Raw genomic sequence first — 14,070 nt, forward strand, 5'->3', positions numbered from 1 at the left:
AGGTGGAGTAGCATTATGAAATTTATCTTGCAGATATCAGGTACACTTGCATCGATGATTCTAAGCTTCATTGCTTTACATGCGTACAGCGATCAACATGATATGGGCTCTACATATAGTTCAGCACATTGGTTAATATTTGCGTCCGTTATCCTTACGGTCATTACGGGTATTAGTTATTTCCAGTCAAAGGTCGAGCATGAGGGATTACATTATTTCTTATATGCCGCTCTCGGAATAACTCATGCCATTGTTGTGCCGCTGGCAATTACAATAGCTGGCTTAAAGATAGACTTTGGACAGTATTGGTGGGTTGCACTGCTTGGTATTATTGGATTAATTTGGTGGGGCAATACAAATAAAAGTGTTCGAACCTAAGTCAATACAGTCTATCAGAGAATGATAGTTAAATTAACCGCCTTATTCATGAGGCGGTTTTTCTTTTGGTTGAAAATCAATAACAACCTATTTCATAGTTACAATATGATTAACATTCACATCATTTTCTATAATCAAGAAAGAGACTGTAAAATATACAGTCCCTGGTTATGTAATAAAAGTATACCCTTCAATAGATTCATCCTCATAAATAAACAATAGATTTTTAGAACTTGTTTTTCTCATGACACTAAGTTTTTTTAGGATTTTCTTTTTCTAATGCAACACTTAGATTAAACACTTTCCCATCAAACGGATTAATAACCTTCGGCCTGGTCTCAAAAGATAACAAACCAAATCCTTCAAATAAATGCTTCTCTTCTAACATGTCACTTCCAGCTCTCAATGCTTTTGAGGAAGCATGCCTAAGTAAGTGATAGATTGTCCTGGGCGTACCCAAACTTGCATAGTAAATTTTTTCAGCAAGATATGGATCATAAATTTTTGAACTGCTTCGATCAGCAAATGGCAACTTTACCTCGATGCCTTTAAGGTATCCTCGAAATTCTTTTTGCTCATCCGGATTAGAATACGGAAATACATTAAATTCTTGTTTATTAGGGAATCTTTCATCTAACTGTTGATTTGATGCAAAAATACTCTTAGCTTTTTCCTTAATACCACCAAAAACAATTGGTATTTTAACATCATTAGCAAATTGCTTTATCCAGTCTGCTGCTTTATATATCACTTTTTGAGTATCTGACGCGACAATATGCTGGACCTCATCGATGAATATTACTTTTACATCAGAATCAGGTATTAGCCGTTTAAGCCTTGCGGTTAGTACTTTTTCAGTTCCATTCGTAAATGGATCCCCCAAACGCTCCAACATTTTTGACGCTACGTTTAAAGGAGATGAATTCGAATCTAATTCCACTCTAAGTACTGGAACAGATTCATATCTCTCTGTATGATTATTCCTTATTCGCGTTTTCGTTTCCCTCGGGTATGCTGATTCATATTTTTTAAACAATGTTGATTTTCCCGCACCTGTATCTCCCATGATGACTAAACCATCATTTAGATGATGGCAGTCATGTATCATATTGTAGAGTTCAGTAAATCTCTTATGATGAACAACGATATTTTCGATATCAAGTAATCGTTCTTGAAGGTCCTTCTCATCGACCCTCATCCCGTTAAGGCGCTTATACTCTTTATTTTCGTCCATTTTTCCACCTCTTATGCTAACATTGAAGTCTCATATGTTGGCAAATCATCATCATTATCTTGCCTTCTCTGAGCATCATTGTGCACTATTTCCATTTGTTCTACATTTACTTTTGGGGTTCCTACCACCGTAGACTCCTGTCCATTTTTTGTTTCTTTTGGTTCAATTGTAACTTTTGCTTTATTCCCTCTTCTCACTTTCAATTCATCTTCTGTAAGCTGTCCTACATAGTGAAAAGTCTCTGGTTCTTCTGGTGCTCCGAGCATTGTATAATCATAAGTTCCAAGTGCAAGACCCTCTATGATACTCGCTTCCTCTTGAAGAGTTTGCGTATAACCTCTACGTTTATCTTTATCTTGCTGCTCAACGACAGATTGGATATTTTCAATTGCTTGAATAATATGAGTATCATCAAATTCACGTCGTTTGCGTCCTTCTGATAAACAAATTGCTTTTATCTGCTGATAAGGTATTGGAAGTGAAGGCTCCAAATCATAATGCTTTTCATATTCATTCACTCTATTCGGATCAATTTCAGCTTCGATATAACTGTAATCATATGGATTTTGAACATATACTTTTTTGACATCAGCAAAATCAAACCTAACCAATACTTCTAAATCTTCATCTCCTTCTTGTTTCATTTTGTTCTTAAGCTGCATTAACTCTTCACTCCAAAACCATGTTTCTGAGAGAATAACTCCTTCAGATTGTATTTTTCTCTTTTTGCTTCCACCACAAAGGGCTAATTTAATTTCTTTTTTGGTAAAAGGTAGTTCCTTAATTAAACTAGGATCTTCTGCAAATGCTCTCTCCCAAATTTGGTGTGGCGTGCCGCCTATCCGGCTGTGACTCCAGTTGTGAGAAATAAGATCAACAAAAATAATGTGGGCTATATAGTAAAAAGCTTGTAATGTAATACATGCTTTCCCTTTGGAATCATACATTTTTCTTTTATACATATTAGAAAAAGTTGTCCCCTTTAGAGTATGAACTATATCATTAAACGTTTTTTGGCCTCGCTCGACTGTTCCTTTTTTGTGACCAGCTGCAACCTCTGGAAACAAAAGATCTATACCAAAATTTTCACATATTTCTTCAATGTTATATGAATTGTTCGATGAAGCATTATCAATAACAAGTTCTTTAGGAATTCCGTACGCAGTCCATTCATTAATTACGTCCGGGTATAACTTCTTAAGATAAACCTTCGGTAAAAAGCAGTGAAGCAAACATTGTCTGATTGCAAATGAATCCGGTGCATCGAATGTTATATAGAAACCTAATGGATTTCCTGAAAACACATCAATTGCGTAAACTAACCAAGCTTTTTTTCTCTCCAGTGTTTTAGGATCAACCATAAATAAATCAATCGGAGTCCAATCCAATTCAACACGTTCAAGTGGACGGGGTGGTTTTTCAACCATTGGCTTGGAACCGTCCCTTTCAAGCTTAGCTGCTACAGCACCTTCTCTTGCTGCTTGCTGCCGATAATAGTCCCGCTTTTCTTTAACAATACGCCAAATTGTTTGAACTGATCTAATGATTGCTTTATCATCTTCATCTCTCGTCTCATTAATTTTATTAATACCACCTTTATACATCCGATGAATGTCCCTGTATCTAATCTCTTCGCCTGTATATAGTTTTTCCCCCATTATTCTTTCTAGGGATTCAATGACCTCCCCTAATGTTCTTCTCTTGTTAGGGCCAGGCTTTCTTTTTAACAGGTACCTTGCATCACCATATTGCTCCCATAATTTCTTCCAATTATAGAAACTTGCTTTACTTACAACAATATTTTTCTCATCTTTTAGTGTTTTTAAATAATCATCCAATTTAATCTTATGAAAATAACCTTTGATCACAGGGTGAAGAACCTCAAGCTTCATATTGATCTCAGTTTCCTCATCTTCTGTAAATTCAAGATCCATTTTTATTTTATTGGCACGTTCTCCAGTATCTTTAAATGTTAAACGTTCCTCATAAAATGCAACTTCCAATTCAAACATAGAGTAAGTTTTTCGTTGCTTATATTGTATTAAATCAACAATAATATCTTGTTTTTCTTTCCGAATAATGACATACTCCATGCCATCCATAAGAAAAAGCGTTCCTGATGAAAACTTGTTTCTAGCCATATTTTCATCTCCTATACAACCCATACATTAGATTTTTGTGATAGCCGCTCTTTAACTACTTCAGCTTTAACTTCATGAGCATAGATAAGTTTATGTAAATTTAGCATTATCATTGAAGATTCAACAATTTCGCATTGCTTTAGTAATTCGGCAACTGTTAGAGGACCATAATAAGTTAGAACCGTCTTAATAAATTCGGTTACAGCTGGCGTAGTTTTATGCGCTTTTACTTCAAGTAACAACTTCAGATTACTTTGAAGATAACCTATGCGAATTTGTTCCTCGGTTATAACATGAAAAGTCCAGTTTTTTTCTAGACATAGAAGTCGTGCTGCTTCAAATTTAGCCTTATTCAAATTTGTATTCACATATTTAGTCAATTTAACCTCAATTAAAAAGTATTGCCCGTCCGCTGTTACAATCAGGAAATCTGGAAAGTACCTTCTTCTCCTGCCTTTATAATGAAATCTAATGCCAACTGGCTGAAAGAAAATTTTGGATACTTTACTATCGAAATTTGCTATTCGAACATAATCCCTTTCGAGTAAGCTCTCGGTATGAATAATTCTAAGACTTTTAGATCGGCTAATTTTACTCCGATAGTTTCTTCCTCGAGTTGGTCTAATTCGACGAGCCACAAGTTGAACCATAAAAAACTCCCCCTGTTCCTGAATTACTTAGAATTAGTTTTTCCATGATTTGATTAATATAGACCTAAAACAAAGAAAACGCGGAACCAAATTGGCCCGTGTTTTCTTTGTTTTAAATTAAATTTTTCCTTATTATTCTTTCTTATGGTGCATTTACTTTGCTTTACTCTCATTTGTAAATCCAAGAAATCTCGAGTAATACAAACTCCAAATCTCAAATAGGGACATTTAATTATTTGAGGTTGTGGACATGAAGCAGCGTAAATGTTTTACTGCCGTGATGGGCCACCTGGATGAATTTAAAATTTTATTATAATTATTGTAACTTAACCCATAAGTTTGCCGTTTGGGAACGCATATGCTTCCAATTTACCATGGCAAACTTATGCTTCCAAAAACAAAAACAAATAGATATTTCGACGCAATTAATCATTAATTCATTTAACATTTACAATTATTACTGAATATGTTCTAATCTTAATATAAAATCAAGAAGCACTGTTTATAGATGGATACATTCTGGAGGTTCTTTAGTAATGAAAAAATGTTGTCAACCGATATAGAACTTTCGCCGCAGCATTATCACAAGTATATGTTGTCGTGAGCAACGATGAAATGCTCGACAATGCAGGGATTATTCGTGAATATTGCAAGGATTTCGTGAGAGTTGGAGACTCATGGTTTGCTCGAAATATCTATCAATCCAATGAAATATTTAAATAATATATAAAACTAGCCAAATCTATTACATGAATTGTGCTAAGCTAGGCTTTTATAATGAAAATATCTGAAATATTTTCCCAAAAAAATCAATTACTTCCAGTCACAAACCATCCAACTTAAGTGTAGTATCAATGAGCTAATAGTCCCAAACTCTCATCTCTTGAGTAATGTCAATACATTGATTAGATTTAAAAATAACGACGATATAATTCTCTCCTACGCTCACCGCGTAGTTGGGCGTAAATCTGAGTTGTAGATGCTTTCTCATGTCCAAGCATCCCCTGAATAAATTCTAACGGTGCACCGTTATCTAACAATTGACAGGCATAAGTATGACGGAAGCGGTGTGGATATACATTCGCAGTAATATCACATCGTTTAGCTAACTTTTTCAAAGACCAACGTATCGTAGGAATCGTCAATCGACGAATAGGATTTGTTTCGGTGACAAATAATGCTTTACAAGTATCATTCCTGTTCTCCAGGTACCTCTTAAGCCAAACCTTACACTCCGTAGTAAAATAAACTTCTCTTTGTTTTGATCCTTTACCATTCACAATTGCAGAGCAGTTTTCCCAGTTGATGTCTTCAAGGTTTATTTTCTGTACTTCTCCAACACGGCATCCTGTGCAATATAGAAATTCTAATAAAGCATGCTCTCGATGAGAGTGACAGGAAATCTTTAGATGAATTACGTCCTCCTCAATTAGAAATTTTGGAATTCTTTTGTCCATCTTTGGTTCTCTCAACTTAATAGAATGATTCCGAGTGAGATGTCCTTCTTCAAATGCAAAACGAAAAAGGGAACGTACAAATCGAATGCGGTGGCCTAAACTACTAGGTTTTAGTCTCTCTGATACCTTAGCCAAATAGTCCTTAAGTAAGATTAGAGATATTTCCTCTAATTCAAGATCACCAAGTTCAAGAACTAACATCTTTAATTGTAGAGAGTATGCTTTCATTGTGTGTGAACTAAATCCTAAAATACGTTTATCAGCTTCATACAGCATCCACAGATCCTTTAATTTCATAATAAAAACCCTCCCATTGTTACCTCTAGTTTTGCTAGAAATAAGAGGGTTTAATCCTATATTCCAATATTAAGCACTCAATAGTGATTATCTGACTGCACAGGAACCGGGGGCTCTTAATAATGTAAGTTAAAAATTTACGGCTTTCGCAAAAAACATGATCCTCATGTTTTCTAAATATTGAAACATAAATTCAAGATTTACTGACGAAACTCTATAAAAATTAAGACAAAATAAAAAAGACTGCATTCACCTAAGGAGGAATAGGTGCTTGTAGTCTTTTTGGTTGCGTGTAAATATCATCAAATTGGTATCTAAAGTTTCCTGTAGTACCTGAAAGTTGTTGTTCTCCGATTTGTACTAACCGCTTAGTAATGTTGCCACCAATGGAGCCAGCATCGCGTGTAGCGAGGATTCCATTGTATGCTGAAGCTGAATCCCTAACTCTTGAGCGACCTCATACTTTAGTTAATCCATTGCTGCTTTCGCTTGTGGAACTGCAAAATGTGTTGTTAGCGATGATGTAGTTCACTCCTTTTCTTGATGTGTTAATATTATTGTGGAGTTTAAGGAATATTATATATGCGTTAAACTTTTTGCCCTTTTCATTATTTGAAGAAATGCATCAAGATCCTCTTGGGCCAAAACTTCAGGGGACGCTTGTTGTTTTTGTGATATCAATTCATTATTTTCTTCTCTAAGCCTAATGTTTTCTTGAAGCAACTCATCATACTTTTGCATTTGGTCATTGGCTATTTTAATGATCTTTTGCAAAGCTTCATTATAAGAAATAGGCTGTTCAACTGGAGTATCCTCGGATAAACTAACTCTAGATATAGTAACTACTTGCTTTATTTCTTTTTGTGCTGGCTTCTGCTTAGAAGACAAACGATTTTGTTTTGCTAATTGTATTTCATTTTCAAACTTTTTCCTAATGTCTTTATTCCATCTGAATCCGCACGCAGCTGCCGTACGATTAATTTTAGAGGCGGCTTCCTCAAAAGCTAACAATTGTGTGCTGCCAGACCTAATATGAGATAATACTACCTCGACTAATAAAAGATCATGTTCGTCATTCCATGAGTCCTCACGCTTTTTCTCACCCAAACTATAGTCACCTCTTTCTATAAGTATTTATTATTAGAATTCTTACCTGTAATATAAAATTTATTCAAAGTTAATGCATAAAAGACCCACATATAGTATATGTAGGTCTTTTTATAATCAGTTATATATGGAAATTAGATCCACCATGGTTTTAGAATTGATAAATCGGCAGCCTTTGTAAAATTATTTTTATACTAAACTCACAAATAGAAACGATGGTGGCTAAGGATGAGAGAATAGTCCTAGACTGGTGCTGTTTTATTCAACTAACGTTCTCCGTTAGCGCAGTGGTCGTATCCAGGTGCTGTCCGTGAGTGACCATAAGTTATTGTCATTGGCGTTTATTTGCTTCGATTTGATGGAGGATTTCGTCAACGACGTGCGCGATCGGTGCGGTGGCGTCGATTATAATCCCGTTTTTGGGAACGCCTTCTTTCGTTTGATAAATTCGCGCACTGATTTCCCGTTCCTCTGGTCTGCCACCCCAGTCAGTTGGGTCCAGTGCTACTCGCTCATCAATCCGCCGGAGACTGGTTTCCAAGTCGACTTCAAGGACAAACACGTCGTCGAAGAGATCGATGAATTTGGGGAAATTCCGCGAACCACCGCAGAAGAATGTTACCGCCTCATCCTGATTGGCGACCAAAGCTTTTACTTTATCTACATGCCAAATGTGGTGTTCGGGTTTAAAGCCATCCGTTGGGGCACCAGTTTCCGGATTGCCTTGATAAGCCAATTCACGATCACCATGAATGGTATGGTAGCCGCGCCGCTGCAATTCGTTGCAGACCGTAGTTTTGCCAGCGCCGGAAACGCCTCCAATCAGATAATTCCTAATGCCCAAGGTTAGACCCTCCATTCAAGTGGATAAGCACATTTTAGATGTTTCTATCTGACGCTAAACTCCCGTTAGGTTAACGAGGCAATTAATTAGGAGCGCTGGCTCCAGTTCAACTAAACTTGCTGCCGCCAATCGCCGACTTTGTGAGGATAGCATTATTAAGCTCTTCCCGGGAATGCTATAAAGAACAGATCTAGCCATCGGGAAGGGAATAGACGGTATGTATGAATTATCTGAAAAGCAATTTATCAGAATTTCTCGCGCTCTGGCTGAACCTAGACGCTATCAAATGCTAAAGGAAATCGCTGCTTCAAAAGATCCTCTTGCTTGCACTACCATACTAGCCGGACACAACGTAAGCGCCGCAACTATTTCTCATCATATTAAAGAACTTGAAACGGCTGGCTTAGTTCAAAGCATTCGCCAAGGTAAGTTCATGAATGTTGTTCTCGAACCTAAGGTCTTACAGGCGTACCTGGCTCAACTAACGGAGATCCTTCCAACTAGAAAGTAATTTTCCTACCTCTTATGTTTTGAGAAACTCGCATTTTTTTACTAGACCTCTACTAGTTGGGATTCCTTTTCGTCGTATTCAGTTACACCTAGTGCTTTATTATTCCATAAAGTAGTAATAACACGCTCATGATCATCCGCTTTGCATCGAACCATCATGATGACTTCAGTTGCTTTTACCCTTCCGAACAAATCCAACGAGGGAAGTTTCCTAATAGCAATAAACTTAATAAAAAATCCAAGTAAGCCACCGACTACTAATCCATATAATGCCCATAGTATTGGCCCTTGTTTCAGTACAAAGCCATATATCCCCCCAATGAGCATAAACACTGACCCCAAAATAGTAGCAAGATCAACGAAGCTAACACCATCCGAGTAATGCGAATTATCAAATAATTTCTTTTTCTCATTACGAACTCGAAGAGGTAAAGTGAATAAATTGGATTTCTGTATACCGATCCTTTCCAGCTCAGTAATAGCTATTTCAATAGCAGTTGAATGCTCGAATGAAGCTACGATTAACATGCTCATCTCCCCTCTCGCAGGAAGTACCTGCAACGGTAATTTAAATGTATGACTTTGATATTGAGACCTAAGGAACTGAACTTGCGAAAGTTTGAACTGTATATTGTTGATGACTGCCTGCGAATATGTGAAATAGACATAACCGCCATAAATAGATGGGATAAACAAAAACCATTGAGGGTCGATAACCGTTTTTGCTTTTTCAAAGTTACCGATGCATGTCTGGTATAAGCCGATATAGAAACGAGAAGCCCCGATCGTAATTGTCCAAGTAATGAGGCTGAAAAAAAATGAAATCAGGTGGTTTAAATACAGAGAACCCAATCCTGGCATGATCATCTCCCAGTAAGTAGCCACAACAGGGCTAACTTTGTTGAGTGTATTGACGCTGAAAGACGAAGCTTTTGTAGTCTTTGTATAAGAGGTGGTACGGAATGATAAGATATAATTATTATTCATATCCACGCATCTTCGGTATGAATCAAACATTGTAAAAACGTAGACCCCGATATATAGATAAAAAAATCGTTGATCGATTACGTCTATCGCCCCGTTAAAGTCCCCAAGCATGGAGTAATAAATGGCCTGATTAACCTTTGCAAGGTTATTAATTGTAAACTCAAAGATAATTAATGAATAACCAATCAACGGACTATTGATCAAGCAATGTCCATATCCCGGAAAGGCCGCCGACCACCAAAGAGTAATCCAAGGATTCAGTGGGTATTCGATGCTGGTGTTAGAGGCAATGTTGTGCATCAGATGTGAATACCGTTTAATTTGGGACATGTTTTACCTCTCGTGATGATATTGGTCTGTACTTAGTATTTATTTCAATCACTTAAACCCTCATAAATCATATTAGTGTAAAGGGTTCGTAAACAATACATGAGTATTAAGATATTTGACTATCTTTTCTAGTCCTCACCATTCCGATTAGCGTAGCAATTAACAAGACAAACGGAATGAAGATACCACACAGCGGAAACATATAATGGCTCCACCAGATGTAAAAGAATTCGAACTGGATTGCACTTGGATTAATTAGAGCTGCTACAAATACAGCAGGACCGACAATCCAGATAAGTCTGTACCAGTTCTTCATGTTCAGCCATAACGATGCTTCATAGCTGATGACAAACACATGTATTGATAACATTGATGTAACTCCGAACATCCATAGTGAAAACATGAATGTATCGATCTGTTGGATAAACTCCATGATATCGACCGTTCTTAAGTAAGAAAAGAACGGATCCTGCATTTTTGCCGCAAGCGTTGGACCAAAGACCAAGAGACTCAGCAAAGCTACGGTGACAAATGCCAAGGTCGTGATCCCGAGAGCAAAGGCCGACAAAATTGGCGCCTTTTTGGCATCTTTCATAAATGCAATGAGCACAAGCAATAGTAGTGATTCTCCACCCAGCAGTGTGGTAAGCGGCACCATTCCTTTCAAAATCGGCTGCCAACCAGTGTCATAAAACACTGGCAGGATACGATCCCATTTTAAATTGCGTGTATTCAACATATAGCTGATCATGGTCGTTGCAAAAAACAATGGACCTACAACCTCATTGTAGCGACCAATTCCTCCAATGCCTCCATGCGTGCAATAGAGTGTCAAAACCATTAGGACAAGCATTACAACCCAGACGGGGGAGCGATCGAGCAGAACGGTCTGAATAAAGTCTCCACTATATCTCAAAATTAAGACGGGTATCGAAAACCAAGCTACAAAATAAGGGAGGATGACAAGCCGACCGAACCAAGCGCCTAAAACTTTTTGGCTAAAATTTGTCAATGTCTGACCTGGGTGCATCAGGCTTAAGCGGACGAGTGCCAGCGTCAAAAGAATGACTATGACACCTGCAATCATAATGGAAATCCACGCATCTTGTTTCGCTTCGACAATTGCAGTTTTAACGAATGGAATAATATTGCAACCATCAATCACGAGCAAGCTCCAAATGAGTTGCGACCCGGAAAGCTCCATCACGCCTTTGATCCTCATGTAATGCTCCTCCCTTTCATTCGTTCGTGATGCAGGTCATTCCACAACGATTGGATCCGCGACGAGCCCTGAGTTACGTCTACACTTCAATTGGGTTTGGACTGTTACTTCAAGCTCTGCAAAGTGTTCGTTCCACTGTTCTTTTACTGCTTTCCAACGTTCGGGATGCTGGATGTGAAAGGCATTACCGAAACCAAAAATATCAGACCGGTAATTTTGCTGCACATGGGTAATCAGCGATGCAATCTCACGCTGGGTTTTCTCGTTAGCGGTTTGTTCGATAATTCGAAGGTCATGAGCAAGATTTGGATTCAGCTTCGTATTGTTCTCTACAACTGCACCACTTCCAGACAACAGGACATCTACATGTATCTGATTTCCATGTGTCCATGTCCGGATGTGGCTTCTCAGTGACTTAAACTTGAGGCTGATCGTGTCTAATTCTCCGTCAAACGTCGAGGAAAAGTCGAACCCGGTTTGTTTGCCCGTGATCCAATTGGCGTATAAGGATTCGTTGTCATTGAGGTAGCCCACGACCTTTAAATTCTGTGAGGTATTAAACACTGCAGACCCGTAATAATATGGCTTGGCTGCCGCAGTGAGACCTACTGCCGGAACGAGAGGGTCCGTACCTTCGGTCAGGGCATCTGTCATAAAATCGTGGAAATAAACATACCGCAAGCGAAATATCTCCTCCTGCCGTTTCAATGCAAGCGATGTGAAAGGTTCGAATACGGTTTTCTTTGCCAGAACTTCCTTTGCGTCACCGTCTTTCACAACGAATAATTTAGACCGCAATACCGATCGGGGATTACGGACAAATTGATCCAACAATTTGCCTATACCTTGCTTTGCTAGTTGCTCACCGATGATAATGACTTCACGATGTCCAGGAAAAATTTCGCGGGGTAGCTCCTTTTGTGCTCTTCTCATCGCATCGTATACATTAATGCCTGTAGCGGTTGTCAGTTCGAACGTATTCTTGGATGTTCCTCCTCCACCGGTTCCACTTCCACCTCCTATGGCGGAAGGAATCGCAATCTGGAAACTAACCTCCAACTTGCCATCTTTCGTGAGATCTAGTCCGTTACCCATATCAAATGCCAAACGATCAGGTTCTCGCCGATTGCCGCCGCATGAAGTGGTAAGCGGTACACAGAGGAGGCAAAGCATCAGCGTTATAAATAAGCGAATAGTACTCATGGAGTATCTCCATCACCGGAAGCTTCCGTCCTTTTCGTTAACCGCTGCGGCGCTCTAAGCAACCAATCCTTAAGCCACTGTCGGGAAGCTGGTGCCAGAGGAGTTAGGTATGGCATTCCAAACGGTCGAAGTTGAATCAAATGAATAAGTATTGCAATGACTCCTGCTGTTAAGCCAAACAAGCCAAATATGCCAGACATGATGAGTAACGGAAAGCGGAGCATTCTCAGCGGGATTCCAAACCGGTATCGAGGAATTATGAAGGACGCGATCCCAGCCGCGGATACAACAATAACGATCGGTGAAGATACAATTCCAGCGCTTACTGCCGCTTCTCCAATAACGAGCGCGCCAACAACGCTAACCAATGGTCCAATCGGTTTCGGTAGCCGAAGACCTGCCTCTCGTAATCCTTCGAACATCACTTCCATCATAAGGACTTCGATAACTGTCGGAAACGGTGCCGTTTCACGAAGTGCAGCAATTGTGATCATGAGTTTGGAAGGCATCAGTTCCTGGTGAAAATTTGTGAGCGCTATGTAAAAAGATGGTAGAAGCACCGAAAATGCCGCAAAGAAATAGCGGACGCTCCGGTTTAGGAAGATATACAAGAAGCGTTCATAATAATCGTCCGGCGCCTGCAAACCGCTCCAAAATGTCATTGGTACAATAAGGGTAAAGGGTGACCCATCCGCAATGATGGCAACTCTACCTTCCAGTAGCCCTGATGCAACCACATCTGGGCGCTCGCTGCTCATTATTTGTGGAAAAGGAGAAAAATGTGTATCCTCGATCGCTTCCTCGATATATCCGGAATCTAAAATCCCATCGATATCGATCCGATTTACTCTAGTCCGTACCTCGTCCAGTAGATGATTGTCAACTAGTCCTTCAATATACACGATCACGAGGTCGGTTTTGGTCAATGTCCCTACAGAGACTGACTCCATTTTCAACTTAGGTGTTGTAATCTTTGCACGCAAAAGAACGGTATTCGTCCGCAAACTCTCTGTAAAGCTTTCCTTTGGTCCTCGAAGCGCTGGCTCAGAAGTTGATTCTTCGATACCTCGTGCAGCGATCTGCTTGACAGATGTCAGAATTGCGGTCTCTTCTCCATCTGCCAAAATAGCTAAATCACCTTTCAAGATACGCGTCGCAACTTCCCCAAATATAGTAGACCTCTGAAGCTGCAGGACGGATAAAAGCTGCTGTTCGTACATTTGAGCAATCGATTCAATCGTCCCAAGTCCTTGCGGCAAGCCATCATAGATTAAAGGCTTCAACACGTTTGATTCGACGAGCTCAGCGTCAATCATCCCATCTACATAAATCAGAAGCATTCTAGGCATCTCATTAGGTGCTAACACTCGAAAAACAATATCTGAGCAATGGCAAAACGCCTCTCTCAGAGCCGCTTCATTCTCGCTCAAATTATTCGTAAGGGTAAGAACAGTTGTATTGGATGAGTTCTGGCCATCAGTCAACGATTTATGTAGTTTCTTGTGGGCAAGCTTTGTCCAATCCATGATCCACCTCCATTGCAGCAGGATTGACATCGGTAACAAACAGCACTACTAAAATTCCCCATTTGCTTTGGCTTTATTCGCTAAACAAAGCTGAGGTTCCGTATTGTTTCTTATTACTTACTCGCTTTCTTCAATGACAAAGTTATATTTGCAGAAGTATCAAAGATAAAAAAACTATCGCCAG

12 protein-coding genes and 1 pseudogene are annotated in these 14,070 nt (G+C 39.1%); 2 read left to right on the forward strand and 11 right to left on the reverse strand.

All coding sequences use genetic code 11. The features are described 5' to 3' along the window. The first annotated feature begins 15 nt into the window (after positions 1-15). Positions 16-378: a hypothetical protein gene (locus ACUN27_RS26730; RefSeq protein ID WP_445559818.1), complete on the forward strand. Its 363-nt coding sequence runs from the start codon at positions 16-18 to the stop codon at positions 376-378. Positions 379-628: 250 nt separating this feature from the next. Here ACUN27_RS26730 and ACUN27_RS26735 read toward each other — a convergent pair whose 3' ends face one another. From ACUN27_RS26735 to ACUN27_RS26765, 7 genes and pseudogenes are all read right to left on the reverse strand, one after another. Continuing rightward, the gene (locus tag ACUN27_RS26735) at positions 629-1,612 is read right to left on the reverse strand and encodes a TniB family NTP-binding protein (protein WP_445559819.1); all 984 of its coding nucleotides are present in this window, start codon (positions 1,610-1,612) and stop codon (positions 629-631) included. Between the two features lie 11 nt (positions 1,613-1,623). Beyond that, positions 1,624-3,753, reverse strand: coding sequence for a Mu transposase C-terminal domain-containing protein (locus ACUN27_RS26740; protein WP_445559820.1), 2,130 nt, complete (start codon positions 3,751-3,753; stop codon positions 1,624-1,626). 11 nt (positions 3,754-3,764) lie between these two features. Beyond that, positions 3,765-4,403: a TnsA endonuclease N-terminal domain-containing protein gene (locus ACUN27_RS26745; protein ID WP_445559821.1), complete on the reverse strand. Its 639-nt coding sequence runs from the start codon at positions 4,401-4,403 to the stop codon at positions 3,765-3,767. A gap of 911 nt (positions 4,404-5,314) precedes the next feature. Then, positions 5,315-6,157: a tyrosine-type recombinase/integrase gene (locus ACUN27_RS26750; protein ID WP_445559822.1), complete on the reverse strand. Its 843-nt coding sequence runs from the start codon at positions 6,155-6,157 to the stop codon at positions 5,315-5,317. 253 nt (positions 6,158-6,410) lie between these two features. Next, positions 6,411-6,634, reverse strand: a pseudogene (locus ACUN27_RS26755) (small, acid-soluble spore protein, alpha/beta type). 99 nt (positions 6,635-6,733) lie between these two features. Next, positions 6,734-7,264 carry an RsfA family transcriptional regulator gene (locus ACUN27_RS26760; protein ID WP_445559823.1) on the reverse strand — a complete coding sequence of 177 codons (531 nt, stop codon included), beginning with the start codon at positions 7,262-7,264 and terminating at the stop codon, positions 6,734-6,736. Positions 7,265-7,595: 331 nt separating this feature from the next. Further along, the gene (locus ACUN27_RS26765) at positions 7,596-8,108 is read right to left on the reverse strand and encodes an AAA family ATPase (RefSeq protein ID WP_445559824.1); all 513 of its coding nucleotides are present in this window, start codon (positions 8,106-8,108) and stop codon (positions 7,596-7,598) included. A gap of 217 nt (positions 8,109-8,325) precedes the next feature. Here ACUN27_RS26765 and ACUN27_RS26770 point away from each other — a divergent pair, with 217 nt between their 5' ends. Further along, complete coding sequence (locus ACUN27_RS26770; RefSeq protein ID WP_445559825.1) at positions 8,326-8,619, forward strand: ArsR/SmtB family transcription factor; 294 nt, start codon at positions 8,326-8,328, stop codon at positions 8,617-8,619. Positions 8,620-8,660: 41 nt separating this feature from the next. Here the strand turns inward: ACUN27_RS26770 and ACUN27_RS26775 are convergent, their stop codons facing one another. The 4 genes from ACUN27_RS26775 to ACUN27_RS26790 all read right to left on the reverse strand — a co-directional run bounded on the left by ACUN27_RS26775 (position 8,661) and on the right by ACUN27_RS26790 (position 13,886). Then, a complete protein-coding gene (locus ACUN27_RS26775; protein WP_445559826.1) occupies positions 8,661-9,935 on the reverse strand; it encodes a hypothetical protein in 1,275 nt (424 codons plus the stop codon). A 106-nt stretch (positions 9,936-10,041) separates the two neighbouring features. Continuing rightward, on the reverse strand, positions 10,042-11,157 hold the full coding sequence (locus tag ACUN27_RS26780; protein ID WP_445559827.1) for a GerAB/ArcD/ProY family transporter: 1,116 nt from the start codon (positions 11,155-11,157) through the stop codon (positions 10,042-10,044). A gap of 36 nt (positions 11,158-11,193) precedes the next feature. Beyond that, positions 11,194-12,360: a Ger(x)C family spore germination protein gene (locus ACUN27_RS26785; RefSeq protein ID WP_445559828.1), complete on the reverse strand. Its 1,167-nt coding sequence runs from the start codon at positions 12,358-12,360 to the stop codon at positions 11,194-11,196. Continuing rightward, on the reverse strand, positions 12,357-13,886 hold the full coding sequence (locus tag ACUN27_RS26790; protein WP_445559829.1) for a spore germination protein: 1,530 nt from the start codon (positions 13,884-13,886) through the stop codon (positions 12,357-12,359). Before ACUN27_RS26790 ends, ACUN27_RS26785 begins: the two co-directional genes overlap by 4 nt. Positions 13,887-14,070 lie beyond the last annotated feature (184 nt).

Source organism: Paenibacillus sp. WC2504 (assembly GCF_052682475.1).

Excerpts from the sequence above, each read along its gene's own strand:
- ACUN27_RS26730 (WP_445559818.1), top strand. The coding sequence starts at position 16 with ATGAAATTTATCTTGCAGATATCAGGTACACTTGCATCGATGATTCTA.
- ACUN27_RS26735 (WP_445559819.1), bottom strand. The coding sequence starts at position 1,612 with ATGGACGAAAATAAAGAGTATAAGCGCCTTAACGGGATGAGGGTCGAT.
- ACUN27_RS26740 (WP_445559820.1), bottom strand. The coding sequence starts at position 3,753 with ATGGCTAGAAACAAGTTTTCATCAGGAACGCTTTTTCTTATGGATGGC.
- ACUN27_RS26745 (WP_445559821.1), bottom strand. The coding sequence starts at position 4,403 with ATGGTTCAACTTGTGGCTCGTCGAATTAGACCAACTCGAGGAAGAAAC.
- ACUN27_RS26750 (WP_445559822.1), bottom strand. The coding sequence starts at position 6,157 with ATGAAATTAAAGGATCTGTGGATGCTGTATGAAGCTGATAAACGTATT.
- ACUN27_RS26770 (WP_445559825.1), top strand. The coding sequence starts at position 8,326 with ATGTATGAATTATCTGAAAAGCAATTTATCAGAATTTCTCGCGCTCTG.
- ACUN27_RS26775 (WP_445559826.1), bottom strand. The coding sequence starts at position 9,935 with ATGTCCCAAATTAAACGGTATTCACATCTGATGCACAACATTGCCTCT.
- ACUN27_RS26780 (WP_445559827.1), bottom strand. The coding sequence starts at position 11,157 with ATGAGGATCAAAGGCGTGATGGAGCTTTCCGGGTCGCAACTCATTTGG.
- ACUN27_RS26785 (WP_445559828.1), bottom strand. The coding sequence starts at position 12,360 with ATGAGTACTATTCGCTTATTTATAACGCTGATGCTTTGCCTCCTCTGT.
- ACUN27_RS26790 (WP_445559829.1), bottom strand. The coding sequence starts at position 13,886 with ATGGATTGGACAAAGCTTGCCCACAAGAAACTACATAAATCGTTGACT.